At 56.4% G+C, this 25,852-nt stretch carries 29 protein-coding genes; 3 read left to right on the forward strand and 26 right to left on the reverse strand.

The window, feature by feature from the left end; genetic code table 11:
- Positions 1 to 35: 35 nt before the first annotated feature.
- The 8 genes from FEE96_RS06940 to FEE96_RS06975 all read right to left on the reverse strand — a co-directional run bounded on the left by FEE96_RS06940 (position 36) and on the right by FEE96_RS06975 (position 6,025).
- On the reverse strand, positions 36 to 320 hold the full coding sequence (locus FEE96_RS06940) for a phage tail assembly protein (protein ID WP_138162294.1): 285 nt from the start codon (positions 318 to 320) through the stop codon (positions 36 to 38).
- 9 nt (positions 321 to 329) lie between these two features.
- On the reverse strand, positions 330 to 836 hold the full coding sequence (locus tag FEE96_RS06945) for a phage major tail tube protein (protein WP_138162295.1): 507 nt from the start codon (positions 834 to 836) through the stop codon (positions 330 to 332).
- Positions 836 to 2,032: a phage tail sheath C-terminal domain-containing protein gene (locus tag FEE96_RS06950; protein ID WP_138162296.1), complete on the reverse strand. Its 1,197-nt coding sequence runs from the start codon at positions 2,030 to 2,032 to the stop codon at positions 836 to 838. Before FEE96_RS06950 ends, FEE96_RS06945 begins: the two co-directional genes overlap by 1 nt.
- 105 nt (positions 2,033 to 2,137) lie before the next feature.
- Positions 2,138 to 2,773 (reverse strand): hypothetical protein, encoded by a 636-nt coding sequence (locus tag FEE96_RS06955; RefSeq protein WP_138162297.1) that lies wholly within the window; start codon positions 2,771 to 2,773, stop codon positions 2,138 to 2,140.
- A gap of 1 nt (position 2,774) precedes the next feature.
- Positions 2,775 to 4,232, reverse strand: a complete 1,458-nt coding sequence (locus FEE96_RS06960; protein ID WP_138162298.1) for a hypothetical protein — start codon at positions 4,230 to 4,232, stop codon at positions 2,775 to 2,777.
- Positions 4,229 to 4,795, reverse strand: a complete 567-nt coding sequence (locus FEE96_RS06965) for a phage tail protein I (protein ID WP_138162299.1) — start codon at positions 4,793 to 4,795, stop codon at positions 4,229 to 4,231. The genes FEE96_RS06960 and FEE96_RS06965 overlap by 4 nt, the downstream gene beginning before the upstream one ends.
- On the reverse strand, positions 4,788 to 5,687 hold the full coding sequence (locus tag FEE96_RS06970; protein ID WP_171021636.1) for a baseplate assembly protein: 900 nt from the start codon (positions 5,685 to 5,687) through the stop codon (positions 4,788 to 4,790). Before FEE96_RS06970 ends, FEE96_RS06965 begins: the two co-directional genes overlap by 8 nt.
- On the reverse strand, positions 5,687 to 6,025 hold the full coding sequence (locus FEE96_RS06975) for a GPW/gp25 family protein (RefSeq protein WP_138162301.1): 339 nt from the start codon (positions 6,023 to 6,025) through the stop codon (positions 5,687 to 5,689). Before FEE96_RS06975 ends, FEE96_RS06970 begins: the two co-directional genes overlap by 1 nt.
- Positions 6,026 to 6,687: 662 nt before the next feature.
- Between FEE96_RS06975 and FEE96_RS06980 the strand changes: the two genes are divergently transcribed.
- The 3 genes from FEE96_RS06980 to FEE96_RS06990 all read left to right on the forward strand — a co-directional run bounded on the left by FEE96_RS06980 (position 6,688) and on the right by FEE96_RS06990 (position 8,810).
- The gene (locus FEE96_RS06980; protein WP_138162302.1) at positions 6,688 to 7,020 is read left to right on the forward strand and encodes a hypothetical protein; all 333 of its coding nucleotides are present in this window, start codon (positions 6,688 to 6,690) and stop codon (positions 7,018 to 7,020) included.
- A 731-nt stretch (positions 7,021 to 7,751) separates the two neighbouring features.
- Positions 7,752 to 8,264: a hypothetical protein gene (locus FEE96_RS06985; RefSeq protein ID WP_138162303.1), complete on the forward strand. Its 513-nt coding sequence runs from the start codon at positions 7,752 to 7,754 to the stop codon at positions 8,262 to 8,264.
- Between the two features lie 48 nt (positions 8,265 to 8,312).
- Entirely contained in the window at positions 8,313 to 8,810 is a 498-nt protein-coding gene (locus tag FEE96_RS06990) for a hypothetical protein (RefSeq protein ID WP_138162304.1), read from the forward strand.
- Between the two features lie 361 nt (positions 8,811 to 9,171).
- On the opposite strand, the gene FEE96_RS06995 is transcribed toward FEE96_RS06990, so the two are convergent.
- The 18 genes from FEE96_RS06995 to FEE96_RS07080 form a co-directional block, all read right to left on the reverse strand.
- Positions 9,172 to 9,462, reverse strand: coding sequence for a PAAR domain-containing protein (locus FEE96_RS06995; RefSeq protein WP_138162305.1), 291 nt, complete (start codon positions 9,460 to 9,462; stop codon positions 9,172 to 9,174).
- On the reverse strand, positions 9,462 to 9,887 hold the full coding sequence (locus tag FEE96_RS07000; RefSeq protein WP_138162306.1) for a phage baseplate assembly protein V: 426 nt from the start codon (positions 9,885 to 9,887) through the stop codon (positions 9,462 to 9,464). Before FEE96_RS07000 ends, FEE96_RS06995 begins: the two co-directional genes overlap by 1 nt.
- On the reverse strand, positions 9,884 to 10,441 hold the full coding sequence (locus FEE96_RS07005; RefSeq protein WP_246079333.1) for a hypothetical protein: 558 nt from the start codon (positions 10,439 to 10,441) through the stop codon (positions 9,884 to 9,886). Before FEE96_RS07005 ends, FEE96_RS07000 begins: the two co-directional genes overlap by 4 nt.
- Positions 10,419 to 10,970 (reverse strand): phage tail protein, encoded by a 552-nt coding sequence (locus FEE96_RS07010; protein WP_138162307.1) that lies wholly within the window; start codon positions 10,968 to 10,970, stop codon positions 10,419 to 10,421. The genes FEE96_RS07005 and FEE96_RS07010 overlap by 23 nt, the downstream gene beginning before the upstream one ends.
- 4 nt (positions 10,971 to 10,974) lie before the next feature.
- The gene (locus FEE96_RS07015; RefSeq protein ID WP_138162308.1) at positions 10,975 to 11,286 is read right to left on the reverse strand and encodes a head-tail joining protein; all 312 of its coding nucleotides are present in this window, start codon (positions 11,284 to 11,286) and stop codon (positions 10,975 to 10,977) included.
- Positions 11,286 to 11,471, reverse strand: a complete 186-nt coding sequence (locus FEE96_RS07020; RefSeq protein WP_138162309.1) for a hypothetical protein — start codon at positions 11,469 to 11,471, stop codon at positions 11,286 to 11,288. The genes FEE96_RS07015 and FEE96_RS07020 overlap by 1 nt, the downstream gene beginning before the upstream one ends.
- Positions 11,472 to 11,541: 70 nt before the next feature.
- Positions 11,542 to 13,599 (reverse strand): phage major capsid protein, encoded by a 2,058-nt coding sequence (locus FEE96_RS07025; protein WP_246079335.1) that lies wholly within the window; start codon positions 13,597 to 13,599, stop codon positions 11,542 to 11,544.
- Positions 13,565 to 15,163, reverse strand: a complete 1,599-nt coding sequence (locus tag FEE96_RS07030; RefSeq protein WP_138162311.1) for a phage portal protein — start codon at positions 15,161 to 15,163, stop codon at positions 13,565 to 13,567. Before FEE96_RS07030 ends, FEE96_RS07025 begins: the two co-directional genes overlap by 35 nt.
- Positions 15,163 to 15,690 carry a hypothetical protein gene (locus FEE96_RS07035; RefSeq protein WP_138162312.1) on the reverse strand — a complete coding sequence of 176 codons (528 nt, stop codon included), beginning with the start codon at positions 15,688 to 15,690 and terminating at the stop codon, positions 15,163 to 15,165. Before FEE96_RS07035 ends, FEE96_RS07030 begins: the two co-directional genes overlap by 1 nt.
- Before the next feature lie 13 nt (positions 15,691 to 15,703).
- A complete protein-coding gene (locus tag FEE96_RS07040) occupies positions 15,704 to 17,650 on the reverse strand; it encodes a phage terminase large subunit family protein (protein WP_138162313.1) in 1,947 nt (648 codons plus the stop codon).
- On the reverse strand, positions 17,647 to 18,213 hold the full coding sequence (locus FEE96_RS07045; RefSeq protein ID WP_138162314.1) for a terminase small subunit: 567 nt from the start codon (positions 18,211 to 18,213) through the stop codon (positions 17,647 to 17,649). The genes FEE96_RS07040 and FEE96_RS07045 overlap by 4 nt, the downstream gene beginning before the upstream one ends.
- Positions 18,214 to 18,392: 179 nt before the next feature.
- Positions 18,393 to 18,773, reverse strand: a complete 381-nt coding sequence (locus tag FEE96_RS07050; protein WP_246079337.1) for a bacteriophage spanin2 family protein — start codon at positions 18,771 to 18,773, stop codon at positions 18,393 to 18,395.
- Complete coding sequence (locus FEE96_RS07055) at positions 18,770 to 19,492, reverse strand: lysozyme (protein WP_138162315.1); 723 nt, start codon at positions 19,490 to 19,492, stop codon at positions 18,770 to 18,772. Before FEE96_RS07055 ends, FEE96_RS07050 begins: the two co-directional genes overlap by 4 nt.
- 10 nt (positions 19,493 to 19,502) lie before the next feature.
- The gene (locus FEE96_RS07060) at positions 19,503 to 19,844 is read right to left on the reverse strand and encodes a hypothetical protein (RefSeq protein WP_138162316.1); all 342 of its coding nucleotides are present in this window, start codon (positions 19,842 to 19,844) and stop codon (positions 19,503 to 19,505) included.
- 297 nt (positions 19,845 to 20,141) lie between these two features.
- Positions 20,142 to 22,799, reverse strand: a complete 2,658-nt coding sequence (locus FEE96_RS07065; protein WP_138162317.1) for a DEAD/DEAH box helicase — start codon at positions 22,797 to 22,799, stop codon at positions 20,142 to 20,144.
- A gap of 1 nt (position 22,800) precedes the next feature.
- Positions 22,801 to 24,438: a site-specific DNA-methyltransferase gene (locus tag FEE96_RS07070; RefSeq protein ID WP_138162318.1), complete on the reverse strand. Its 1,638-nt coding sequence runs from the start codon at positions 24,436 to 24,438 to the stop codon at positions 22,801 to 22,803.
- Between the two features lie 375 nt (positions 24,439 to 24,813).
- Positions 24,814 to 25,380 (reverse strand): hypothetical protein, encoded by a 567-nt coding sequence (locus FEE96_RS07075; RefSeq protein WP_138162319.1) that lies wholly within the window; start codon positions 25,378 to 25,380, stop codon positions 24,814 to 24,816.
- Between the two features lie 4 nt (positions 25,381 to 25,384).
- Positions 25,385 to 25,795 carry a DUF1064 domain-containing protein gene (locus FEE96_RS07080; RefSeq protein ID WP_138162320.1) on the reverse strand — a complete coding sequence of 137 codons (411 nt, stop codon included), beginning with the start codon at positions 25,793 to 25,795 and terminating at the stop codon, positions 25,385 to 25,387.
- Positions 25,796 to 25,852 lie beyond the last annotated feature (57 nt).

The raw sequence follows: 25,852 nt of genomic DNA on the forward strand, positions 1-25,852 counted from the left end.
CAGGGAAAGAACCCCGCCACGTGCCGTTTCAGGCGTCAGCCATTCATAAAACCCAGCGCGGCCTGCAGGCGGCCATAATCCCGCATCTTGGCGCTTTGAATGTTTTCCGGTGCGACCTCAGCGAGGTTGGCCAAGAGGGTCACCTCGCTCATTGCGCTTTGGCCCTTGGCAGCTTTGTCGGCCGCCAACATGTCCGAGACGGCGGGTTCCCGCAGGATTAGCGACATGCGCTTTGAGCCATCGATATCGATGCCGCGCGCCAAGGTGACGATCAAGGAGCCGTCTTCGCCCTCAGCGAGGAATTCTGGTAGTTCGTTCATTATGTATCCTTAAATGCCGAGTGCGGCGCGCTGTTCGGCCAGGCGATCCACTCCGCCGACGATGCGAACCATGTTGATGACGTCTATTTCTGTCACGCTCACGCCGCCGATGGTTTCCTTAAAAGCCTCAAGCGTCATGTTGATGGTGATCGAGGCGGACTGCCCCGGTGACCAGGTGCCGCGATCCGGTTGCAGGATCTTACCGCGCATGTTGTGAACAACCGGCGTGACGGTACCGTCCTCACTTTCCAGCGCCCCGCGCGCGGTCACCTGGATCAGTTGGCCCGGCACAATGCCCCAAAGCGCCAGCACGTCAGCGGAATAATTCCGCAGGACATAGCTGGTGGTCATTTTTTCCATGCCCATATCGATATCAATTGGACCGTCCATCCCGCCCGCGCGGTATTCCTCGGCGGCGACAGAGGGGCTGGGCGGAGTGTAATCCCCCAGCTCGCCTGCAAACCCGCGGCCATCGACGAACAGGTTGAAGTTTTTCAGGATGTTACGAATAGCCATTATGCAAATACCTCCGCGATATAGTCATTGACCAGGTGCGACCGGAAAGTGACCCGCTCAGCTGGGTAAGGCGGAGTAAAGTCGAAATTGAACCACACCTGCCCATTCTGGATGCTGGCAGCGGTGTTGAGATCCGGATCCGCCCAGCACTTGCCTCCGAGCAAGGCGCCTTGGGCGACCAGCCCGGCAATGAAGCCATTCACCCCTTCGACCACATCCTCGACGTAAGTTTTGGTGATCGCCCGGTCGACAGCCCAGAGGTGCGCCCGCTGGATGCTTTCGTTCAGCACGTCAGCTGTGCGGCGCACGCAAAGGAACTGCCATTTTGCATCCCCCGTCGGCACCTGGTTGCCCCAGAGACGGAAGCCGTCTTGTCGAATGATGGTTGTCACAGCATTGGCATTCAGCAAGTTGGCACGGCTGGATTGATCACCCAGCTTGAAATCAACCGGACGGGACGTGCCCATGATGCCAAAAATGCCCTTGTTGGATGGTGACACCCAGAAACCGATATCGTTGTCGGTGCGCGCGATCACGCCCGCAACCCGGGCAGATGCCGGTTCGCTCACGATACTGCCGTCGCTGGCCAACACTTTGACCCAGGGGTCAATCACATAGATGCGCCCGGTGGTGCCCCAGTCGCCCGCATAGGTCTGCGCTGCAGTGTCGGTGGTGTTCGGCCCATCGGCCACGATGATCGCGCCGATGCGGTCAGCAATACCCTCGAGTTCCGCAACCACTGGATTCGCCAGGTCACTGGGCCGCTGGTGGGTCCAGCCGGGGGCGCAAAGGATGCGTGGGGCATGTCCGACAACGCTCTCAGCGCCCAGCAGAGCATGCACGCCTTCAAACTGACCGGTGCCCGCGTTTACGCCGCCTACGATATTGGCCAGCGTTGCCGTCTCGTCTGCCCCCTCTTCGACGCGCACCACAATGACAACCGCGCCGATCTGGTCAAAGATGCCGTCCAGCGCACCGGACAATGTGCCGCCACCGGTGCCATCTACAGTGGTATCCAGTTTGGAGGCCTCAAGGCGGCTGCCTGCGATCAAAACCGGAGTGTTCAGTGGAAATGCAGCCGCGTCGGCCTGCGGTGCAGTGCCAACAATGCCGATTATGCCCGTTGAAACAGTACGAATTGGGCGTGGGCCTGAGTCAATCTCGAGCACTTCGACGCCGTGAAGAAAACCAGCCATTTGAACCTCGCTGCTGTATGCGTGTTGCAGCGATACTGCACGGCCCAGCGCGTCCATTCCTCTGGCGGAATTCCGGCTAGTTAGACTGGAGTTTTGTTAGAAAATTCAACTCCTGATCTGTGCGAGCTTTGTGAGTGTCTGTGTTTCAAGGGCGCGCAGCTGGGCAGTGATTGTATCGAGCTCGACAATAGTGGCAGCGGCGGGAATACGGTCTTCAGCCAGGCGTTCCATGCCCTCAACAAGTTGGTTAGCCTGGAAGAAAAGACCCGCTTTCTCCAGCGAACGGTCGCGGACGGATACGGGGTCTTCTCCGGTGATGTCAGCCTCAAGTTGGAACCCGGCCTGGGCGGTGGCGCTGAGCGAGGCAAGCAACGGATTAGCGGCCGCCTCGTTGACTTGCCAAACGGCGCCGTAAACCGCCTTGAGCACCCAGGACAATGCCCGCTCGGGCGAGGCCGACGTGGCAATCTGGCGGCGCACTTCCAGAGCAATGCCGCGTGCCGTCGAAAGCGCGCGGTCCTTCTCAGCCTCCAGGTTTGGGGGCTTGACCATGACTGTTTGCAGATCAAAATCCACGTACATCTGCGCGACACCAACAGAAGGCAAAGCGCTCACATCCATAAGAAAATGACGGGCATCCTCCGGTAAGACTGCTGCCAGATCGCTTGCAATAAGACCCGGAGCCGGGCTCATAATGGCCGCGGCGCCTTCATTGTTTTGATAGATAATGACCTGACTCATATTACAAGCCTCCCATGATCAAGATGGACACATTGTCCCAATCGCCAGCAGTGCCGTGAACATTCGTGGTGTAAAATTCCACATACGTGGTTGATTTATCGACGAGGTAGAAGTTGTTGCGTTCGTCCCCTGCAGTGGAGACATTACCGTGCAGGCCAAGGACGGCATATTTTGCATTTGCCATTGGGCTTGCAAAGTTGGCCCTATAATGTCCTGCGCCCAAATCGGTGATGCTTGAGACATTACAAGCCTCCCTGATCACCACTGTGCCCTGGCCGTTGAAGTTCACCCACGCCGTTGGCAATGCATTTGACTGCACCGCTTTGATTGCCTGATGGGTACGCAGTGGGCTCATCACTTCGGAGGAATTCGTCCCGGTTTCCGCATCGCCTTTCTCGGCAAAATCAACCGAGATCGTGCGGTTCGCTGTGAGCGCACCACCCCCAGTCAATCCAGTGCCTGTGCTGATTGTGCGGGCAGATCGGGCGAAGCTGGCGGACGAAAGCCCGTCCAATTTGTCGGCATCAAGGCCAGAACCAGCGCCGTCCACGGTCAGAAGCTTGGCCAGAATGTCAGCTGCGGTGTAGCTGGAAGCATTAAGTTTGGTGCCGATCAGCGAAGTCAGCGCAGCAATCGCATTATCGTTGTCACTTAGCTCATCAGCCAACTCCTTGAGCGTGTCCAGGGCCGCCGGAGCGCCATTGACCAAGGCATCGATAGCGGCTGTAATTGCCTGTTTGGTGCGCAGAGGCGTCATCAGTTTAGTTTGGATGGTGCCTGCCACAGCCTCATTTTGAGTTGGGATACTCGCGGAGATCGTGCGATTGCTGGCAAGAGTTCCGCCACCCGTCAGGCCCGCGCCCGCGCTGATTGTGCGGGTGGATCGCGCAAAGCTGGAAGAGGAAAGCCCATCGAGGCGATCAGCATCGAGGCCCGAGCCGTTTCCATCCACGGTTTTGAGTTTGGCCATAATGTCTGCCGCCGTATAGTTCGCGGCATCCAGTTTAGCGGCGATCAGGGCAGTCAGGGCCGCTGACGTATCACCATTTGAAGTGATGGCTTCGGCAAGCTCGTTGAGCGTATCCAGTTGCGCAGGTGCGGCACCGACCAGAGCATTGATAGCAACGTCGATAGCCTGTTTGGTGCGCAGAGCTGTCATCAACTGAAGGTTATTGCTGCCCGCCTCGGCCACGGTCTGGCCAGCCAAGTCAGCTGAAAGGGTCAAGCCACCATCAAATGCACCGCCGCCGTTCAACCCAGTGCCGGTGGCTATCACAGTGGCAACCGCCGCCGCGATTTCGGCCTTAAGCCATACGGTACGCTCAGCAAGTTGCTGAGCCTGGACGTTGGCAATTCCCGCGCCGGTTTCAAGATTGGGCGGACCGCCCAGAACCGGGTCGGTCTGCTCGATCTGATAGATCCCGGCAACCCAGCCGCTGGCCTCTGGCAAGTTCGTCATTGGATAACTCCATGAGTATAGCTGCCGTCGTAAGCCACGGCAGCGTTGTAACGGTGAGCGGCTTGGGTGAAGTACAGCCCTTTGAGATGACAGCGAGCCGGGGCAACATTGGTCAGGATCTCGCGCACCTGGGCGGCCTGATCTATGGTAATCGGCCGGTCCAGATAGATCCGGTATTCGGCCCAGTGATCGGGGCCTTCGTGGATCTCTGCGCCGTCGTAGCGGACAGTGCCGTCATACAGCGAGCTGGGCTTGCCTTCGACAATGCGCGCCGTGCCGTAGCCAGCTGCAGTGAGAGCTTGGCGCACCGCGCCGACGGTGCCTTTGCGGCGATGCACCTCAACGGAACCGGCAATCACCGCCCGCTTGTCTTCCTCGGCCCATTTGGGATCCCAGTTGTCGACAGAGAACGACCAGGCAAGCCAGGGCAGCAGGTCCTCGGGGCAGATTTCCGGGTCCCAGAGCGCTTGCAACAGGACATCAGGTGCCAACGCCGGGCCAGTGACCGCCTCGATATCACGTTCCTGGCTGGTGGCGTTATGGGGCAGCAGACTATCAGGCACCGGTACCCCCCACGGTTACAATGATACCTGTGCAATAGGGGGCTTGCGCTTCACCGATCACAATATCCGCCGCCGGGCTCGTCAGCGCCACATTCTGGACGCCGGGCCGGTGAAGTGCCGCATAGAGGCCGGACAAAGTGACATCCCGGCCAAGGCGGTGTTGGGCAGTTGCAAAGGCAGCAGCGGCATCCTCGGCCGACTGACGCACAACTGTGCTATCAGGACCGGGCAACACCGTCAGCGTGGCCGTAATGGCATAATCCGTGATTGTGGCGGCTTGCACCGTCACCTGGTCTGTCAGCGGGCGCACATCGTCGGCGCTTATAACCGCCGTCACATTGGCAACCAATTCAGCGTCGGCGGTGCCATTGCCGGTGCGCGACAGGATTGAAACCAGCACCTGACCTGGCGCCGGGCTTTGGACGCTGGCGTCAGCGACCTCCGCATCAGCGCCCAGCGCGTGGAAGATATAAGCCCCAGCAGGGCCAGCGGTGCTCAGCCCCTCAAAAGCCAGCAACATGCGACGGCGGAAATCCTCGTCACTTTCCAGCACAGGCACCACTGGCGGCAGCGCATCTGGGTCGCCCGGGTCAATGACCAGGCGTTCGACACCGAAGCGTACGGCAATCTGGTCCAGATCGCTGCCAGTTGCATAGGCGGGCATGACAGCGCGGGCGCCATCATTCACCCGCTGATCCGTCAGTGTTTTGTAATAGGCCGCGATTTCCAGAATTTTGTACGCCGGATCACTCTCGACCAAAGCATCAAAGATCGGATCTCGGGCGCGAAGGTCTGCCAGCATTGCAGTCAGCGTGGCCTCGTAACTCACCGGCAGCACCACGTTTGGTGCTGGAAGTTGGGACATATCAATTGCTGTAAATCCACCAGCCATCAGCGTACCTCAATGCCATCAAGGGTGACGTGTTGGCCTGTCGGCAGATATTGCCCCTCAATTGAGACGACAACGCCACCAGGCGCAGGCATTTCCACTGACACCTGATCGACCGTTAACCGCGGTTCCCAAGTCTCAAGCGCCTCATAGGTGGCGGCCATCATATCCAGGCGGGTGGCGTCATTCATTGGCGCATCGACCAACCGGTAAAGACGGCTGCCGTAATCACGACGCATCACGCGGGTCCCGATAGGGGTAGTCAGAATATCACGCACTGACTGACGCAAATGCGCCATGCCTGAAAGCTGTTTACCAGTGGATGCGTCGAGACCAATCATACGACGACCATGGCCACAGGGTCAGTGGAAAGACCTCTGGCGGTTTTCCGATTTGATTATTCTGGGTCGTGGACGTTTCAAGATCAAAGCGACTGCATTGCTGGCTATTTCGGATCTTTTTACCAGATCCGTCAACTGGTACTTTCGACCCTGACCTGCCGTTCGTGACTAACCCGTCTAACGGCAGCTACCAGCCCTTCTACGACATTCGTGCTGGGTGCAGCATAATGCGGCATATGGGGCACTAAGGGCGGGTTCCGGTCCTTCGTTGTGAAATGCACCAACGGCAGCGAAGCGCAGAAAGCGCGCTTTGCAATGTCTAAGATTTTTCGCCCAGTTGACGTTGAAAGCCCATTATGACGGCGCTGGGTTTCGTCTTCAGGACCGCTTTAGGCTGAGACAAAACAACTGGCGAATGCCGTCGTGTTTTCACTATGTCCGCGCTGCAGCAAAATTCCTGCGTTGAGGCAGTCCAGGAGCCCCTAGGGCACGCATTTCTTGCCACGTATCTGCCTTAGTCCCAACGAAATAATACATATGGATCAATGGATCGACCCACTTTGACGCAGTACCTTTATCTTTCTTGACACCAATCAGGTTTGGCGTTTCCTTACTAAGGATGTGCCTTAAGTGCATATCTCTACAATGAGGGAAACGTAATATTGAATAAATTTCTCAAAACTACTGGCGCTCTTCCAGCCGCCTTTGTCGTTCTAGTGATTATGGGCACAGCAGCTCAGGCAGATAAAATCCGGGTGTGGGATTCCGAAGACGTGACCTACAGTGCATATAGATCCAAGGGGGACTGCTTTGCAAATGAGAGCACGTGTGTAAAAATTAACGACAATTGTGGTGGAGGCATTTTGATCGTCAACAAACCCAGCTCTAAGAAACTCCAAGCCGATTTTAACCGGGGTGGGACATTGTACGTCAAACTGCTCACCGACGCCGGCTACTTGGTCCGCAAGCTGTGTGAGATAAACAAGAACTTCTGACGTCTTCGGCCTCCATCCCAGCTTAAATTTGAAAAGCAACAACTCCGTGCGCAAAACGCGTGGGGCTGGCCCCATATGCCCAAAGCTGTCATTTCCGCCAACAAGGAACGGCCCGTAAAACATCTTTTGCATTTTCTGGAAGCAGCAGGTTTTCCGCAGATGCCAGCATCATCCTGCAGCCTGCTCTCTTGAAAAGCTTACTGCTCAACGTCAGGAACTTATGCCCTTCAGAGCCAACATTAAGTCAGTCAAAAGTTATAACCCCGCCAAAAGTGGCGGGGTCAGTGGGCCTTAACTGCGTGCCCGGTGGCAATTTCGCACAAAGGTCACTTGCAACCTTGGCCTGCTAAGGCTTCGTCGAAAGTAGAGTAGATTCCCCCTCCGACATGGTAGTTGCCTGACATTTGTTTCAACACAATAGTTGCCCCACTTTCACATTGAACTGTGTGATCGAATCCGGTGGTGGTGGATTGCGACGATACCAACGTATAGGCATGGCCGGAGACGGCGGTTAGTAGTAAAGTTACTGCAGTTAATGACGATAATTTCAGCATGTTCTATCTTTCTAGTATTTTCCCTTTTTAGCCGCGAAGCGGCATATTCCCCTTCACGGGAAACATTGCACTGCAGGTTAGGTTGGACTCAAATGGGGCGCAACTGGTAAGTGTTTGAACAGATTTAGTTTGACCGCTTGTGCTTGCTGGGCACTGTGTATGACAAAAGGAAATATTATGTGGCGTAAACTCCTGATCGTTCCATTACTGGTAATTTTTACTGGCGCGATGGCCGTCGCAGCGGAAAACCAATGGGTGTTAGCATCTGGCACGGACAATACAGGCCACACCTATGCCCAGATGCATATTCAACAGGGCAAGTATGTGCTGAATCTCGGATGTGACGAACGCAATCAAAACACGCAGAAACTGGATCTAAAATTGTATGTGCCGTCTTTGCCAAACCTGTTTGCGCAAGATGATGCAACCGCCCAGCTAGGCCTACAATTTCATCTTCCTGGAGGCAGCCTGTTCAAAGAAGTTGCCCCGTCATGGTACTTTGACGGGGATGGTGATGATGCTTGGGTCGGAAACGTGCCAGTGAGCGCCTCAATGCTGAATGCGTTTGCAGCGGCAAGAAAAGTGGACGTTCTAAATCCAAACGGTGAGCTGGTTCTGAGGTTTTCGGCTCAAGGCACCGCAGCAGCAGTAGACGCCATTCGAAGCCAATGCGGGATTGGTTTGACGTAATTATTGCCTATTCCCCCCGTAATACGGACATCAAGGAAGACAACTAACATGGCTGAAATTCGCAAATGCGCCAATTGCGAGGCGCCGGAAATGATGCCCGTGTCACGGGAAATGCAGATCTACCACTCGGTCTATCGTTACAAATGCCAGTCCTGCGGTGAAGACCTTGAGATGGTGCCGCTGGCTGGCGTGGGTATCGAAATGACGGTTGGCGCACTTGCCTTGGGGTTCTGGGGAATGATCCTTTTCCACGGCGCAGGCAGTCCAGGATGGTTGGCTCTGGGGTTGCTGAGTGGGGCAAGCTTGCTCTATGCCTTTTTGGCGTTTTCAAAATTGGTGACATATTGGCGGTACCCGGTCGTGGCATCTGCCACAGTGGCAGCAGAATTGACGCACTTGCCAACCAAACACATTGGTGATCGCTTGATGGCCGGACTTGAAAAGCTGGGATTTCTGGCCGGTCTGTTGGCGCCACTCCTGTTTATTGGCGTAATTCTGGGCATTGCTTTCCTAATTGGCTATGTAAACTTCACGTACTTCGAGTAAGACGACATTGTCGAGTGGGGCACCTCATCAGACATTGTGACCCTCATTTGTGTGATGCCTGAAAGCTTAAAGCCTACTCCAAACGTTCCGTCGGCAATCAAGGTGTCTTTCTTCATAGAATACAATTCCTCCACTGGACTCAGATCAGCCATTCGCCGCTTGCTGCACCAAGGTCCGCAATGAGCGGGTTGTGTCGCTTCAAGGCATCTGGGGCGGCCACTTTGCAAAGGTCGGTATCTGCGCATAGCCGCCGTTGGAGCAAACCGCAGCGAACGGCCGCAAACCGCCCTTCTAGTCGATATGTGCATGGTGCAGCATTGGTTGTTTAGATCCGAAGCCTTTGACGGCTCAAAAGTGTAGTTTAATCTCCGGCAAAGACATTGCTTGACCCACCCGCAACCACTGATCCGCAATCAACAGGATCACCAATCCGCCCCAGCTGCTGACCATTGGCTGACACTGAACCCGACCCGGAAGCAAGGCCACCGCCATGACACACCGGCCCCGGAATACAGTGGACTGCCCAGCTGTCGCCCTGGCGATGCACAGGAATGCCATTCGCAAACACAGTACCGCTGCCCCCGGTGCTGGCGCGTGGCGGAAACGGCCCGTGACCAGTGCAACTATCGCCTTTGCGCGTGACCCCAGGCATCAGTTCAGATCAATCCGGGCGCCGTTTATGGCGACCCCTCCGGCGTCCACAACTATGGTTGATCCATTGCTGGACAAGGTGATTGCCGACCCGTTTATCGTGATCGATGACCCGCCAATTTTGACACGATGCACGGCCTCCGTTGAACCTGCACCCGGGTTGCCATCGCTGAACACCGAACCAAGGATCACGCCCTGCGTAGTTTCCCCCGATTCAGACAGCACAACAACCTGTTCACCGATTGAGACTGGTGCCCAGACTGTAATCGCCGCCGCGCGCTCTGCCAGCCAGGGCAGCCAGGCGCTTTCGCTCTCGCCACCAAAGCTCACCTTGGCACGGGCCGTCCCGGCATCGACGGCCGTCACGACACCAAATCGCACAATACCCTCGCGGGCCTGCTCATTTCTGGCGGCGCCATAGCTCATGCGGTGCTGACCAATTCTGTATATTCGCCCTCTTGGCTGGGCCCAATAGTAGGCGAATAGCCAACCATGACACGGTCTGGTGTCACCCCTTCACCTGTCCAGACACTCGCGCCCAGATCAACCTGCTGATCCCACTCAACCGCCCAGACCTCAAACTTGTCAAAGGCAGGGTCAAAGGCGTCAGGCCCGATCACTGTGACTTTTGCAGGATTCACGGACTGCCCCCAGCGATTGTCATGCACCAACACCGCCAGAGCCCCCGCCAGCTTGCGGATCTCTCGTTTTACGTTTCCCTGCCGGAAGGAAAACACCACCCGCGCTGCCCATTTGGTCACCACTGCCAGCTGTTCGGTGCCTGGGTCACTATCCGGGTCAGCTTCCATGTCGACCAGCTCGAGCAACACCGCAGGCACCACCAGGTCTTTACGATCAGCGCCGTAGGCCTCGACAGTTTGCAGGCTTGGAAACTGCTCTTTGATCTTGGCCAAAATTGCATCATGCAGCTGGTCCAGGTCGATGTTATCCGCCACGTCAGTCCCTCTTCCCAACGCCATAGAGCGTCCGTGATCGCACCTCAGCGCGGAAATTCATGAAAAACACCTCTTCGATCTCGTCAAAAACCTCGTCTTCAATGTAGATCTGCGCCTTGTCCTCGATGGACATGCGTTCCTCTTTGACCGGCCAGCGGGATTTGGAAACGCGCCGCATGACCGTTTGCCGCCCCTTCGCGTTCCGACCAACAAAAGCGCCATCAAAATCTTGCCCGGCAAATGAAGCCCCGGCGCCGGTGCGGGCTGCTCGCCCTTTGAATGCAGACACCCGCATATCGTTCAAACCAAACCACATGCGGACCTCGCCCATCGCCTTGCCACGCTTGAACCTAAAACCCTGCAGACGCTTGCGCAGCTCGGCGGCGTTGCGCAGCCCCAGCTCAGTGCGCAGCCCCTTGCGGCCCCGGGTTTTCATGGTGGAAGCGGTGCGCCGCAGGGCTCTGGAATAAGCATGCCACAGATCTTTTTCGCTGGCATCGAACTCATCAGCGATACGTTTCATCTCGCTCGTGTCAAAGTCGAACGCTAGCATTGTTCTATCCCTTGGCCAGGCGCAGAACCGCAAAGCCGGTGCCATCAGCCTGCGGCCCAGTCAGCAGGTAATAGGGGACCCCATCAATCTGAACCGCATCTTTGGCCGCCAGATCAGCCACATCAGCAGCCTTGCAGGTCAGACGCGGCTCAACGACATCCGCGTCATACTCACCCAGCTGAGCATTCAGGTAAGGTTCGTCAAATATGCCCCGGACCACACGAGAAACGCCCCCCTGCGGCGTGACCGTCACCGCAATGGCAAAGTCGTCAAGCTGCAGGAAGGCATCAGGATTTTCCCAGGAGGGGGCGGGCATCAGTCTTTGGTGGCCGCAGTTTTGGAAGCGGGTTTCTTCGCTTTAGGCTTGCCCGGTTCAATCTTGCCACGGGATTTCAGCGGTGCAGCCTGCGTATCCGTCAGGGCAATTGGATCGTCTGGCTTCATGATCTTCTTGTCCCAGACAAACGAGCTGGTGACTGTGTAGTCAGATGGTTTTGACATTCTGTGTCCTCTGTTTTGAGAGATAAAGCGGCGGGCCGGTTCAGCCCGCCAAAGAATTCAGATCTGCAACTTAGGAGGCGTCGGAGCCGTAGCAGAAGCTCGCAGCATGACGGATCACAAAGTCCACATCCTGCATCGTTACGATCCGCAACCGGCCTTTCTTGCTGCCGGTGTAAGGATCAACGGTGATGTCGAGACCTCCCCACATACCAAGGATAAGATCTGCAAAGTTGCCAAAGAACAGATCGCCATTTGCGATCTGGTTGGTGACCTCGGGCCGGTAGCCATTCACAGAATTTCCGTTTTCCCAAATCGGCTGACCACTGGTGCTCGAGAATTTCTCTGTGCTTTTGAAGTGACCGCGCATCCGGGCGTTAAACGCATAGGCCATCGAATTGACATCAGCGTTGTCAGCAGAGATTTCAGTCTCCATCTGGATCACTTCACCCCAGGTCGGCAACGCAACGCCGCCACCGGATGCAGCCCCTGCAAAGTCGATGGCATTGACGCCATTGGTGTTCTTGATCCCCAGCGGCTCATTACCTGCACCAGATCCATAGAATCCAGCATGATCGATAGTCAGGGCCAGAGCCGATGCAAGGTCACGGCGCACCAGGGCCTCAACATCGAGGCTGGATTGTTTCAGAGTGCGGCGGGTGATTTCCGAATAGGCCGCCACGGTCTTGGGGCTCATCTGACGCTGGCCCAGACCAAGGATATCTTCCGGCGCATCATCGTCTTCACCGATCCAGTAGCCTGAGGCTCCCGATTCCTGCGTCGGAATATCAGGGTTTCCGGTCAACCCACCAAGCGGTGTGGCCAAGCGCATCAGCACAGCGCGGTTGCGCAGCATTTCGATAAAGCTTTGAGCCAGCAGAGGAGATCCAACCGAAAACCCACCAGTATCACCAGCACTAGATCCACTGCTGTCAGTGTTCAACGCACGGGTCAGAACCTCGGTGGGCACCATTACGCCCTGCGCATCACGACCCATTTTCTGGGCAGCTGCATCAGAAGCTTCAAATTCAAAGGCCGCCGCCTCCTGGGCGCGACGGTTGGTCGGGTCTGCCAGGGCGCGCATAGCCCGGATAAAGGAAAAGTTCCCGGCCTCAGCATCGGTCAGGCCAACATCGCTGTTGTCAGACAGGTGGCGCTGGGTGCTGCGCTGGTGCAGGTGGTCATTCAAATCGCGCGTCATGTCTTCGACGCCTTTGCCTTCTGCGATCATGCGGGTGGCCAGATCGCCAGCATCATAGGCCGTACCCAGTTCGGTCAACTCGCGAACGCGGGTCTGCTCTTGCTCACGGCCACGGGTCACTGCAGCGGCCTCAACATCACTACTGACACCTGTACTGGCGCGCTCGAGCACTTCAATAACTTCGACGATTTCGCCGTTTTCATCCACTTTGGCCCGAACCTTATTGCCCTTAGCATCGCGGGTAATGATGGTGTTCATCTTGAGTTCCCTCTGTTGAGTATCAGCGGGCAAGCCATCCGCGCCCGTATCGTTCCCCGCAGTTTGCCCTGCAGGTGCGGGGCTTCCCTCTGGCGGATTTTCCGCACCCCGCCCCACGCCGACGCTCTGATCGGCTGGCACCGATACAATGGAAATCTCGTAGGGTTCCCATTCAGTGATCGTCACCAGGTTGGGCTGCCCCTCGCGCACCTCTTCCTCGATTTTGCTGACCGTGTAGCCCACGGACACATGGCGCCGGATACCATCGACAATGTCCTGAAAGATCTCTTGCGCCCGGGGGCTGTTGCCAAACCGGACAACGGCACGCCCCATCTGGTCGCTATCGACGCGGGCTTTTTCCACCACGCCAACCTGATCGCCCCAATCATGGCCAACCAGGATCGCGCCGCCGTCATTCAAACGCTGTAGCTTTACTGCTTTGCGCTTGTGTGACAGCACCTCCTCTCCGAACCAGCGCGCCACGGGCGTCGTGCTGGAAAAGGCCAGTTCCACTGTGCGCGCCTCTTCATCGATGGCGCCGACCTCAACAGTCCGCAACAACCCACGGCTTGCACCCTGCTCGCCTGCGTTGATCTGTTCTGGTGTGATGTCTCGGGTTAGCGACCGGCCAATCAACTCAGTCTCCGGCTTTGTCTTCAGTGTCGTCTTCACCGGGGGTTCCGGCTTTGGGGGAACTGCCTTGCTGGCCATTGCCCTGCCCTCCTTTGAGCTTTCCTGTCATAACTGCGGTGATGATGTCTTCGGAGATACCTGCGGCACGCATGCCCTCAATGTCTGCGGCGATCTCGCCGTAGACATCCTGCGGATCTCGCCCGCGTTCGCGGATCACCTGCCCGTGCGATTTGATCAGGTTGTCCATCGCCTCAACGTCAGCTTTCACATCCTTGGCCGGATCGATCCAGTCCCAGCGCCGGGGCTGAAATTGCACATCCATGAACTTCTGACGCTTGGCCGCTGGCAAGGGCGATCCGTTCTCAAGCGTGATACGACCACCCAGCAGAGCATAGGTAAGCCAGCGCTCATAGACCGGTACTGCAAAGCTCTCAACCATGCTCTCTTGCAGCTCTTTCCAATGGTCCCGCTCTGCGAGCATGCCGTGGCGAATGCTGCTAAAGTTCACCCCCTCGAGGTCATTGGACAGATCGTTGTAGGCGACACCCAGACCACTGGCGACACCACGCAGCATATGCTTGGAAAACACCGCCATTTCGCCGTTGGGATACTGGGACTTACTGTCAGCAATCTTCGCGCCTTGAGGCAAACTCTGATAAACGCCCGCCTCGCTCTCGATCTCGATGCCGTCTTCGTCGTCATCCTCATCAAGTTCAGGTCCGAAACCCTCGGCCCACTCAATAAACCCTTGCCGGTTGGCGCCGTCACGAGCCGCAACCAAAGCTGACTTCTCAAATTCACCCAATTGGTGCATGCGCCACAGGGCCGTGGCCATCCAGGGCAGGCCCCGTTTTTGCCCGACGATATCCGCCTCAAACCAATGCACAATCTCATCGGCCGGCACTTTTACAAAACCGCGTCCACCATAGTTATAGTCGGCTTCATTCGGGCTTAATGTGGTAAAGTAATAGGCAATGGGTCGGCCAAGCTTGGTGTACTCAATGCCCGCCCGGATGAACCCACCACCGGGGCGTTTTTCTTCATCCATATCCACCGGGCAGCGCATGGGGTCCAGCACCTGCAGAGCAAAGCCCCATGGCCCAGCGTCCCGCCCATAGACAAAACGCACCATGAATTCGCCGTCAGTGACACAGCCGTTGATCAGCTCTTTTTGGATCTGGCGGAACGACCGGCGGCCCGTCACATCGCAATTCTGAGCCTTGCACCAGGACTTCCAGGCCCGTTCAATGGCGCGGTTTGCACCCTGATCCAGTGTGCCCTTGGTGCCATCCTTAGTGCGGGCCTGCAGCACCAACCCCTGCTGGCCCACGATATTGCGGCGCGCACTGCGCTGGAAGGCTTTGCCATATGGATTATTGGCAGCCTGCTCGCGCGACCGCGCCACCAGGGTGCGCCAGTTCCGACGAATAATCTGATCCGCAGGCAGCGGTGTATTTGTCCAACCACTGGTAAGCCGGTCATTCTGCCCTGCGTCGAAATTGCGGACGCCCCCAGATCGACGCTGGCGCGCCAGCATTGGCGGGGCCTTGCGGCGCGGCGCCTCTACCATTGGAGCGGAACGGGAGAACAGCTTGCCGAACATCAGAACCGTACCTTGTATTGCGGGCCAAGCCCACCGCCCCGGTGCGCACGTTTCTGCCCGGCCAGCTCGTCGCGGTATTTGGCACGCAGCTTCAGAAGATCATCCATCGGCGTCCGGGTCAGCGAGCGGTTGTTAATCTGGTAGTGCTGCTGATCGATGGTCGCGCGATTCTCGATCACGGCCTCAACGGCATCGAGAACCCGCTGCACATGATCGCGCCCGTCAAACCCTGCAACCTGAGCAGATAGGTCTGGCGAGATCTTCACTTCACCGGACTCAACTGTGACCACATCGTCACCATTGCTGGCCCGGATCTCATAGCGATACCGTCCCGGTTTCCAGTCTTTGGTGACAGAGGCGGCGGCGCGCAACTCATGATTTTCGACGTTGCTGACGCTGCTGATATCAATCTGGCTGGGACCGCGCAGGATCAGGTCAATCGACCAGTCCGGCGCAGGGTATACAGGCAGGCAAGCAATAACCGTAAAGGTCACCCCTGCCCCGATTTCGCCGGGAATTGTGCTCACATTCACGCCCTATTCAGATACCGCGCCGCCGCCTTTTGCTCATAGGCTTCCACCGGCGCTTTCTCGCAGTCTCCGGTTTTGGGGCGTCCTCTGCCTCTGGCGGTTTTTCCGCAGGTGCGGCCTCGGCCTGTGGCGTCTCTGGCAATTCAATATCGCGGCCCTGCTCTTCCAGCGCCCGCACCAAGCGCGGGATATTCGGGTTGAGGATGCGCAGCGCGGCATAGGCGTAGACCCGGCAGTCAAAGGCCTCGTTTCTGGGCCGCACATTGTGCCACTCACGCACGGTAAACCCTTTCACTTTCCGGCTGCGCAGGGCCTCGGCCGTGAACATGTCGTACCAATTGGGATCTCTGGTCAGAGGAAAGTGATTATATCCCGGCCCCGGCTCAGAAATCCGCGCCCGCTGTGCCACCACCACCTTGGCCTCATCAACCCCAATCGGGAACAACTGAACCGGTCGAACGCCGCGTTGTTTTATTTTACTGGGCGCTGTGACGATGGGGCGGCCCCACCCGCCAACACCCTTGATGGCAAACAGCTTTCGACCAAGTCGCATTCGGGCATAATCATAGGCGGCCTGCGTGTATCCAGCCTCGCCCCCAGTATCGAGGCAGGCAGCCGTGATCCGCAGCTCGACCCCAGTCTCGTGGGTCCAGGTTGCCTCGAGAAATTCGTCCAGCTCTTTCCAGACATCAGGTCGCAGCGGGTCGCCCCAAAGAGTTTTATAGCCAAGCGACCACGATTCTTCGCCCAGCCCCCAGCCAACAACCTCCAGTTCTAGCCGGTCACCCTGCATGTCGATGCCAGCGGTCACGACACCAACACCCATCGGCGCCTGCGCCCCAAATTCTTTGGCCCGGGCCATCAGAGTGTCGGCCTCGAGCTTGTCACCTTCCTCTTCCCATGTTTCAGCCAGGGACACGTTGACGAAGGTTTGCAAATCCCCTGCAGCCTTCTTGTCCAGGAAGCTCTGAACAATGTCTTTCAGGTTACGAAAGCAGCTATAAAGTTCAGACAAATGGTAGGAAGCATGGCCGCGAAACGGTTTCTTAGCGATCCAGCCACCACCCAGGCGTTCGGCATTTCTGATGGCAGCACAACGCTCGCCGTCATTCCAAACCGTGCCGCAGCCATCCCCTTCGCAGTGATAGACGGCTGTTTCCGAAAGGTGCAAACCATCGTCGTTTTTGTCCCAAGTCACTTGCCCCCATTTTAAAACCTGCTTGTGCTCGCAGTGCGGGCAAACCACATGAAACTGCCGCTGATCCCCTTCCTCAAATGCGCTTTCAATCCAGCTGGCGCCCTTGATCGTTGGCGTGCTGATTTCCAGCAAGAGTCGCTGATCGCCAAAGGTCGCAGCCCGCTGCCATAGCAAGCCAACCGGGTGACCCTCATCGGTTCGATCATAACCATCGGTTTCGTCGCAAACGATGAATGGGGCTGAGCGGCCGCGCATGGTCTTAGGTGAACCCGACCAGCTGAACATCAGAAACCCGCCCGGGTAACTCTTCATGCGTTGGTTGTTCACCCCGTCCCGCCCGCGGGGTTTGGCGATCAATTCCTGCAACCGTTCGTTGGCATCGACCAGCGGGTTGAATTTGGTTTCCAGCCAAGTGGTCAGGTCACCCTGGCTCGGTTGCATCATCAGCTGAGAAACTGGATTGAACCCGATCCGGTAAGCCTGAGCTGCCAGTGCCGTCTGGGTCTTGCCGACCTGCGCACCCCACATCAGCGTGATGCGGTTACAACTCGGCTCAACGGTCATGTCGATCACTTCGCGCTGATAAGGCGCATTATCAAACCGCATGGGTCCGGGTACGGCATTGCCAACCGGGATTTGAATATTAGCCTCGGCCCATTGTGATGGTTTCAGGTTTGGCGGGGGCCGCAGAAAAGACCGCGCCCGCCGAACCGCGCGAATTACAGCACGGGCATTGGAAAAATCAGCCCGGGCGTTCACGCACCTTTCGCCCCTTCGCCCTCGGCATTGTCACCCTCATCATCTTCGAGATCGAGGTCTGCCTCATTGATCAGATCATCATCAGCCAGCGCACCAAGCGCATGGTCGATCTCTTCCAGTAAAACCACCTTGAATTTGGTTTCATCCGTCTCACCAATCAACCGGCGTGCAGCCCGACCAGGCACCACATTGCGCATCCCTGCCCTCACTTCGCCAAAGGCCTTAGTCAATGCGCGTTCCAGCTGCTCGACCGGGACCAGCTCATCTTTTGCCTTTGCCAGATCCAGTTCGGCTTGCTCTGTTTCGGCTGCCAGCTTGCGCAGAAGCAACTCATCTTTGTTGGCATGTGTGGTGTGGCTCGCTTCAGCTCGAATATCATCCTCGCGCCAATTGCGAACTTCGGCGGTATTGAATTGCCACGCACGACCACGCCCGCCACGTTGGACAACAGGACAACCACGGCGGACCCAACTTTCAACGGTCGGAAGAGACACGCCATTGATTTCCGCCAACTCTGTTCGGTTTACTTCCCGACCACGTGTTTTCTCTTTTTTTACAGCCACTTGACCCTCTTATGAATATCAAACCTGTTTGGCTTGAAGACCGAGGCGATTTGGTGTTCCGAAACGGATTTTCTCATTCGCTTCATGCACTTGCCAGATCTATATAAACAACAACCCCAAACCCCAGCGGCACGCACACATGAATTCCTGCGCATATGAACACCCTCACAGCGTCCCCCCTAGGGAAGGACCCGCGAATACAGCCGACCAATGCCAGACGCAGCCGCCTTGCCGATCTGCATAGGCGTCGGCAGCAGCCAGCCCAGAAAGCCCAGCAACAGCTGCCAAGGCTTTGGGCCCTCATTCACCACGATGGTCTGCACGTTCTCGCTACGCACGCCAGTACGCCCTGCGCTCTGCTCGATGGATCTTGCTTGCGAGCTGCTGACCCGCTGGTCGGTGAAGTCAGCGACGCCCACTGTCTGGGCATTGGTGCGCCCCGCCTGCACATTGGCTGCTACGTTTGGCCCGCCACCCATAGCTCCTGCCAGCTTCCCGACTGGTGTGCCACAGGCAGCCAAGGCCAGACAGAGAGCGAGAACCGGACGATAGCCCATCATATGCCGCGCAAACACAACGACCGTTTGCTGTCTGCACGGCGATTGGACAGCCCGGGCCAGCGCTGTCCGCCAGCTATCACCCACCTACGCAGCTCATTGCAAGCTCCAGCGTAGTCGCCCGCATTGGCCTTACGCACCATGGTCGACCGACACACCTTTGGCGATCCGACATTGAAAGCCAATTCCAACATGGAAGCCTGCACGCCCGCAGGAATATCCGGGTTTGTCATGCATCCGGCGATGTCTGCATAAAATCTCTCAACGTCTTCCTGTAACCGCGCCACACACTCTTCCATGGTGGCCGTGTCCCCCATCTGGACACCGTGTGTGTCGCCAAAGCAGATCGTCTCGACACCGACAATATCCTTGTAGGCCTCGAGCCGAACACCCTCCCACTGGGCAATGAATGGCGTGGCCAGGGCCATAACCACAGCGGCGCTTGCGCCAGCAACTGCACCACGCCGTCCAATGGCTCCGCTTTCATCGCTACGAAAGCTCTGAAATACCTTGATGCCTTCCTGCATGATCACCCGGGCTGGGATAGCCAGTACATTGAACACCGACGCCACAACCGCAAACCAAACCGGGTTCCAACCCAGCAGGTCAGAGGACACAATGCTGAGAAATACACCTAGCACAGAGACAATGGCAGCAATCACCATGAGGCGCACCGACCAGGCACCCGACAGCACCTGCTTCCAGTTTTTGACCAGTTTCATGCAGCGTCTCCTATTGATTTTCTGGGTAATAGTTGGGCAACGGTGGCGACCGGCGGTCGAGCCGCGCACGGATGTCCACCAGTGTTTCGAGAATGCGGTCTAGAGTGGCATCTTGTGCGCTGATCCGTTGCTCGACCTGACGCAGACGCGGGCCGAGATCTTCCAACTGGCGTTCCAAACGCTCAAAATCATCCATTGCCACGACCTGCCCGTCGAGCCGGTCAAGCTTGGCTTCTGTGACTTCCATGCGGGTATTGAACTGGCCCCAGGCAAACGCCAGAGAGGCAAGGATCGTCACCAGGCTCAAAATCGAACCCAGTGAAATGTTCCAGCTAACTGCCGGTCGTGTCATGCAACGATGCCCCTTATTGCAAACCGGGCACGCTATTGCGCGCGCCCAAGTGTTTGCAGACATCGTTACTTTTTGCCGGGGGGGGAGACCTCTGGCGGTTTTTCCTATAGAGGCTCAATGAGAGATAAAATTAGTGGAAACGCACCTGGTTACACAGCATCAATTGCCATTTCCAAATGTTCGATCTCTGCATCGATATGCTGGCCATTTCGGGCGGACAGCCGACCTTTTCTGCAAATGGAAAAATTGCATCGCTTGTCGGATCGCGGGAATTTGGTGCGCTTCACCATCTATGTCTCACCCGATGGTGCGATTGATTAACTCAAAGTCTCGGGCAGTCGGCATACAAAATAGGCCTTCACCATTGCGGGCGTCAGCCCAAACGGCACCAATCTGTCGTTTGACCGCTTCCGCGTCGTAGAGATGCTGCCCCTTGTATTCGACGACCAGAATTCGCCCATCGGTCAGCATCGCGACAAAATCGGGGTAGAATTTCGCATGGGGCAATTGCAGCCAGAAGGACGACTTCTTGCGGTCCACATTGCGAACCCAGTAACGGACCTTTTCGTGCCGGTCGAGATATATGGCACAGTCGCACTCTTCTCCGCTGTCAAAGTCTCCAAGCAACGAAAAGTAGTGTTTGTTGAATACAGTACCACCAGAATACGGCCGATTGGGCGCGTAGGATTGTTCATCAAAGATCATGGACAAGTCAGCAGTGGTGGCAAAGTCTGCAGTATTTGCGGTAAAGAGCGCGCTGTATTGGCTCGTTTCCCGTTCGCCCCGCAAATCTTTGATAAACTGCCCCAAAGCTTTACGAAGGTCGTACTTGTTGCGGGCAAGAACATCCAACGCCAACCCTGACGCGATCAATGCATCAATCGCACGGGAAATGAACACAACCGCGCTTGGTTTGGTGATGTCGGGATGAATAATGCCAGCATCAATCCAGTTAGCAAGGCGCGGGAGCGTCCAAGTCGGTTCCTTGATAACACCCGCCAGTTGTCCTTGGAGCTGTTTGACAAAATTGATTTCGACCTTGCCTTGGTCGCTCACATTGATTGTTCCGGTCCGGCTACTGTCCGCGACACTGAACCGATTGGTGATGTCGACCACATCGCACTCGTCCAAGCGCCATGGCAGGTCCAGAAAGTGTTCTTGCGAAAACAGTTGCAACTCGCCCTGCTTGCGGAACCCAAGCATCGGCACGATGAACGGCGGTTTATCTTCATCGTCTGCGGCGCTGGTTTGGAAATTGTTGGATTTGGCATACAGTTTGTCTATGGCCTTGCCGACTTGCGGAACTGCCGCCAGCCCAAGATGAAGGATATTTCGGCTCTCGCGCGTCATCGGCCCTTTGTAAGTGATTGTGCGGGTCTCGGGGTTGAACGAAACCCGCGTCTTAACAGACGGCGGTAGTTTTTCAATTGCCGCAACAACACTCGAGGGCGCGGCAGAGTCATCGGGCAACGGGTCAGATTCGTGCCCCGTCTCGTCGGCGGCCGCGTCAAAGCCCATGTTTTGTTGTGGTGCAATGATGTCGTCGGCTTCCATCTTGTTGAAACCCGCCCCCTCAATCAGCCCATTTCTAAGCTGTTGTGCGGTATCGTCAAAGCTGCGCGACACGATGTAGGCGTAGGACTGGTTCAAGGCGTCACGCCGTTTACGCTTGGCCTGCGGCATTCGCAGAATCCTGCCGAGGATTTGCTCTACCGCCACTGGCGACACTTGATCGGCCACTGAACATAGCACATAGGCAAAAGGGCAATCCCAGCCCTCTTTGAGCTTGGACACAGTAATGATGTAACGCACCGGACATTTCGGGTCCCGGATATCAGAAATAGCATCAAGGTCTTTGCGCGGTCCTGTGTGAACAGCGATCTGTTCCTTGGGGATGCGCTGATCATCCGTCAGGTGTTTTTCAATTTTCTGCCACGTCAGGCGGTGCGGGTCGGTGGCCAAGGCACTCTGCGCTTGAAACAACACTATGGGACGGATGTATTCGCCGGTCTCCTGCTCTTCGGCTTTTGCGGCTTCTTCGAGCATTCTCTGGCTGTCCAACGCTGCGCCAACCGTTTTGACCCAATCGCCGTCCGTCGTTAGGCGGATGGGCATCTTGATCATCTCTTCCGCTTTAAGTTCTGCGGCTGAAACAGAATAGAGGATATTGGAAGCGTGCTTGCCCCTTGCGGGGACATGATCCGTCTGCGGTGTAGCGGTCAGCTCCAAAATCAGCGACGGCGTGAATCGCGCCAATGTACGAAACGACAGATCGCTGCGGCTGTTATGGGCCTCGTCCACGATAACCATCGGACGGTGTAGGCGTAGCAAGTTTGCCATAGACGCGATGGGGCGATTGGTGCCTTCAACCGTTTCCAGTGGGCCTGCTTGCTCTTCGGTCAGGTTGGCAAAATGGTCCATTAACGCGCCCGCGTCATCATAGACTTTCAAGCCCTCGGGATTCTCTTTGCCGCTATCATCTTCGCGGCGGAAAGATTGTATGGTGGACACGATCACAACGGCCCCGCCCGTGGCGTCGGCGCGTGACATCGCCAAGGCCTCAGTCTTGGTCATGACGGTGAAGTTGCGGTTAAAGTCCTTGGCCAGTGCCGCGCGATACGGGTGGCCTTCAGTCTTTAGGGCGTCAACAGTTTGATCAAGAATGGCGGTGGACGGGACAAGCCACAAAACCATCGGGTTAGCTGCCGTCAGATACTCCCGAGCCGCAATACCAATGGAGTATGCGGCCAGTAGTGTTTTACCGCCGCCCGTGGGCACACGCAAGCAAACGTAGGGTGTGCCCTCTGCCACGGCGGGTGCACTTCTGAATGGCATGTTAGTGGCTTTGTAGAAGGCCACGTTTGCCCCGTCGTCGGTTGTTCCGCGCAGGTAGCTGGCGAACCGGTCCAGCGTGATCTTCTGGTATTCTTTCAGTTCAAAATTGGTAGCTGCCATGTCAAACTCCCTCAATCTGATAAGGGATTTGCTTGAACACAACGCCTTCGGCCTTCAATCGGTCAGGCGAAACGGTTGTACCTTCGGCAAAGACCACGCGGGTGCCCTCAAAGCCGTCTGGGGGAGTTGGAAGAGCTGTTAATGCGTCGGGCGTCAAGACATTGCCCATAGCCTCGCGCGGCATGCCTTCCTGCCCTGAGGCAAACAGGAGGTAGACCGCTTTTTCGCCGTGCTTGCCTACATAGGAAGAGGTGCCATCGGCTTTGGCTGGGATCGGCGCACCGGTTTCAGAAAAGAAAATGTGGGCGGCAAGGTCAGGGAAGCTGACGGAGGTGTCGATGTCGCCAAACTCATTGAAAAGTGGTACTCCAAGGCGACAATAGCGAAAACCTCCGCCAAGCCCTTCTACCGGTTTCTCATTGTCGCCGCCTTTGTCATAGCCAACAATTACCCTGCGCATACGCTCGGCAGTAATTTCAGGCGCAATCTTTTCATCCATCTCCACGAGGATAAATTGGCGATCTTCTTCGGATTGTTTGTTGAGTTCTAAAACCGCGTGGCCTGTGGTTCCTGATCCAGCAAACGAGTCTAAAATCAAATCGCCTGGCTGAGAGCCAATTTCTAGAACACGTTTTATCAGTGAAGACGGTTTTGGCGTCGCAAATACTTCCGATTGACCATGAAAAATGTCGAGAATCTGCCGCTTCGCGGCTTGGTTATGCCCAACGTCGCCATGTAGCAGAACGGTTCTCGGAACGATGCCACCAACTTCAAACAGGAATCTCTTATATCGGGGTGTAGAGTTGTTGCCATTCACTCCCCAGTACAACCTGTCGTCTTCAATATGCTTCTTATTCGTCACTTCGGGATACCTCCAAACCGCAGTTGGGGAGGGCCAAATTTCTTCGCCCGTATTGGGGTTTACGACAGGATACCAGCCGTTTGGGCGCTCCTGCTTGTTCTTGTTCGAAGTATAATTGTCTGACTGCCATCTCCCACGCGGGTCATCATCGGGATTCTTGTATTTGTCATCTTGTTCCGCAGATCGAGCAATCTTGTTGGGTGACCATTGCGACTTGTTGCGCGCATAAGCGAGAATGTAATCGTGGTCATCGCTGAAATACTTTGCATCGTTCGCTGGTGCATATTTCTTCTGCCAAACCATCGTCGCTACGAAATTTTGATGCCCGAATATTTCATCCAATAGCATCCTCAACCTATGATTTTCATCGTCATCAATGCTAACAAAAATAGCCCCGTCTGGCTTAAGGAAATCACGAAGCAACCGTAACCTTGGATACATCATGCAAAGCCATTTATCATGGCGGGACAGGTCTTCTGCTTCTTTACCTACAACCTTGCCAAGCCAAGCTTTAATCTCAGGCGATGCGACGTTGTCGTTGTAAACCCAGCCCTCGTTTCCCGTATTGTAAGGAGGGTCGATATAGATACATTTCACCTGCCCGCCGTAATAGGGCAGCAAAGCCTTCAAAGCCTCCAAGTTGTCGCCTTGAACGAGAAGGTTGCCTGCGTCCGGATCACCAGATGACAACTCCCCATCGCAATGGACAAGCCGATAAGGAACCTCGGCGTGGTGATGCTCCACCGCGTCTTTTCCAATCCAGTTCAATGTTGGCATGGCTCGTTCCCTCTCGCACATCCGCTCGGCTTCGGGGCAGAGTCGGCAATCATTGCCATATATTGCGCAGGACATAGGCAAAGGCACAAGACGCAGCGGGCCTCGGAGGTAGCGGAAAGTTCTGAATACTCGCGGTTTTTCTTTGGTCCCACCCGCAAAGAAAACCAAACTCTTGTTACGGGAGACAAGCCCTGGCGCACGACTGCCCGAGTCCACCACCGTTATCCTCGACAAAAAGCTGCATGATGTACGAATGCCCGCAAAGTGAAAGCTGTGTCCAGCGTTGTTACGAGAAGGTAATGGTGGCTCGGGACGGAGATCACCATCTTGAGTGGCCCATTTAAGAATCGAATGCCTTTTTGACTCCCCTCTGTTTCAGCACAAACGCGCCCGCCAATAGTCGGCATCAGCGAGCAATCCTCTAGCCGTTTTCTGCTCAACGCCCATTTCTCGCGCGATCTCGGACAACACCGCGCCACTGTCTGCCAGGCGCAAGGCATGGTCGGCCATGTAGGCTTTGCGCAGCGCAAAGCAGCTGGGTAGCTCTATGATGCAATTGGCGTGGCTATGGCTCAGCTGCGCGGCGGCCTCGAGCCCAATCATTTTAGCGATCCGGTGTTCGTCGTGCATGTCGCCCGGCACATAGAGCTGGCGCCGCCATTTTCTCTTGCCCGTTGCCCGAGTGCCTTCAACCAAGCGCACAGCATTGCCACGGCCGATCACCTCTGCAATCTCAGCAACAGTGTCAGGCAGCGGCACATTCTGCCCACGAGCGCTTGCGAACTCTGCCAGTGGGTAGCGGACTACTTTTGGTAATTCGAGCTGTAGCGCAGGTGCATTACGGGCGCTGGGTTGCTGTCTTGCCCGCCCAGCGCTCTGCGCCGCTTTCAACAGCTTGCGCAGCTGTCGGTTCTCCGCTTCGAGATCGTGATGCTCGCCCATCAGGTTAGCCTTTGGCCTTTGTGACCAGGATCTCCATCCCTTGAGCCGCCAGAATGGCCTTCTTCATTTTGAACACTTCCGTCTCGTGGCCCTTGCGATCCTCAATGACCATGACGCCCAGCGCATTGTCGACATAAACAAAATCAGCCCGGTACATCCGCGGCTGTCGGCCGCTGTCGGTCATGATGGGTCCGTCACGGCCCTCTAAAGCGATATCGACTTGTCGGCGCAGACCGCAGATGTCACCCACCTCCTGCAGTATCAGCAATTCATGCCAGCGCTGGGCTTCTGTCTTGCTGTCAAAGCTAACGCCATCGACCACTGTGCGCTTGGTGCCCCGCACACGGCGCCGGTCCTCTTTGGGTGCCGCTTGCTGTGCCTGATTGAACTCAGCAGCTGTCATGCGCTTTGTCATTTTCTTTTCCTCTGCTCGTACGCTCTGATTTTGTTGCCTGCGAATTTCAGGGCTGCT

It is taken from the genome of Parasedimentitalea maritima (genome assembly GCF_005771405.1).
In the GTDB taxonomy this organism is placed as follows: domain Bacteria; phylum Pseudomonadota; class Alphaproteobacteria; order Rhodobacterales; family Rhodobacteraceae; genus Parasedimentitalea; species Parasedimentitalea maritima.

Coding starts and splice junctions, on each gene's coding strand:
- FEE96_RS07010 (WP_138162307.1), bottom strand. CDS start 10,970: ATGCTAGCGTTCGACTTTGACACGAGCGAGATGAAACGTATCGCTGAT.
- FEE96_RS07070 (WP_138162318.1), bottom strand. CDS start 24,438: ATGCCAACATTGAACTGGATTGGAAAAGACGCGGTGGAGCATCACCAC.
- FEE96_RS06950 (WP_138162296.1), bottom strand. CDS start 2,032: ATGGCTGGTTTTCTTCACGGCGTCGAAGTGCTCGAGATTGACTCAGGC.
- FEE96_RS06955 (WP_138162297.1), bottom strand. CDS start 2,773: ATGAGTCAGGTCATTATCTATCAAAACAATGAAGGCGCCGCGGCCATT.
- FEE96_RS07020 (WP_138162309.1), bottom strand. CDS start 11,471: ATGTCAAAACCATCTGACTACACAGTCACCAGCTCGTTTGTCTGGGAC.
- FEE96_RS07060 (WP_138162316.1), bottom strand. CDS start 19,844: ATGACACGACCGGCAGTTAGCTGGAACATTTCACTGGGTTCGATTTTG.
- FEE96_RS06970 (WP_171021636.1), bottom strand. CDS start 5,687: ATGGCTGGTGGATTTACAGCAATTGATATGTCCCAACTTCCAGCACCA.
- FEE96_RS06945 (WP_138162295.1), bottom strand. CDS start 836: ATGGCTATTCGTAACATCCTGAAAAACTTCAACCTGTTCGTCGATGGC.
- FEE96_RS06975 (WP_138162301.1), bottom strand. CDS start 6,025: ATGATTGGTCTCGACGCATCCACTGGTAAACAGCTTTCAGGCATGGCG.
- FEE96_RS07080 (WP_138162320.1), bottom strand. CDS start 25,795: ATGACAAAGCGCATGACAGCTGCTGAGTTCAATCAGGCACAGCAAGCG.
- FEE96_RS07005 (WP_246079333.1), bottom strand. CDS start 10,441: ATGGCGTTGGGAAGAGGGACTGACGTGGCGGATAACATCGACCTGGAC.
- FEE96_RS06990 (WP_138162304.1), top strand. CDS start 8,313: ATGGCTGAAATTCGCAAATGCGCCAATTGCGAGGCGCCGGAAATGATG.
- FEE96_RS07050 (WP_246079337.1), bottom strand. CDS start 18,773: ATGATGGGCTATCGTCCGGTTCTCGCTCTCTGTCTGGCCTTGGCTGCC.
- FEE96_RS07065 (WP_138162317.1), bottom strand. CDS start 22,799: ATGGCAGCTACCAATTTTGAACTGAAAGAATACCAGAAGATCACGCTG.
- FEE96_RS07000 (WP_138162306.1), bottom strand. CDS start 9,887: ATGAGCTATGGCGCCGCCAGAAATGAGCAGGCCCGCGAGGGTATTGTG.
- FEE96_RS06995 (WP_138162305.1), bottom strand. CDS start 9,462: ATGCCTGGGGTCACGCGCAAAGGCGATAGTTGCACTGGTCACGGGCCG.
- FEE96_RS07030 (WP_138162311.1), bottom strand. CDS start 15,163: ATGTTCGGCAAGCTGTTCTCCCGTTCCGCTCCAATGGTAGAGGCGCCG.
- FEE96_RS06960 (WP_138162298.1), bottom strand. CDS start 4,232: ATGACGAACTTGCCAGAGGCCAGCGGCTGGGTTGCCGGGATCTATCAG.
- FEE96_RS06940 (WP_138162294.1), bottom strand. CDS start 320: ATGAACGAACTACCAGAATTCCTCGCTGAGGGCGAAGACGGCTCCTTG.
- FEE96_RS07075 (WP_138162319.1), bottom strand. CDS start 25,380: ATGGGCGAGCATCACGATCTCGAAGCGGAGAACCGACAGCTGCGCAAG.
- FEE96_RS07055 (WP_138162315.1), bottom strand. CDS start 19,492: ATGAAACTGGTCAAAAACTGGAAGCAGGTGCTGTCGGGTGCCTGGTCG.
- FEE96_RS06985 (WP_138162303.1), top strand. CDS start 7,752: ATGTGGCGTAAACTCCTGATCGTTCCATTACTGGTAATTTTTACTGGC.
- FEE96_RS07015 (WP_138162308.1), bottom strand. CDS start 11,286: ATGCCCGCCCCCTCCTGGGAAAATCCTGATGCCTTCCTGCAGCTTGAC.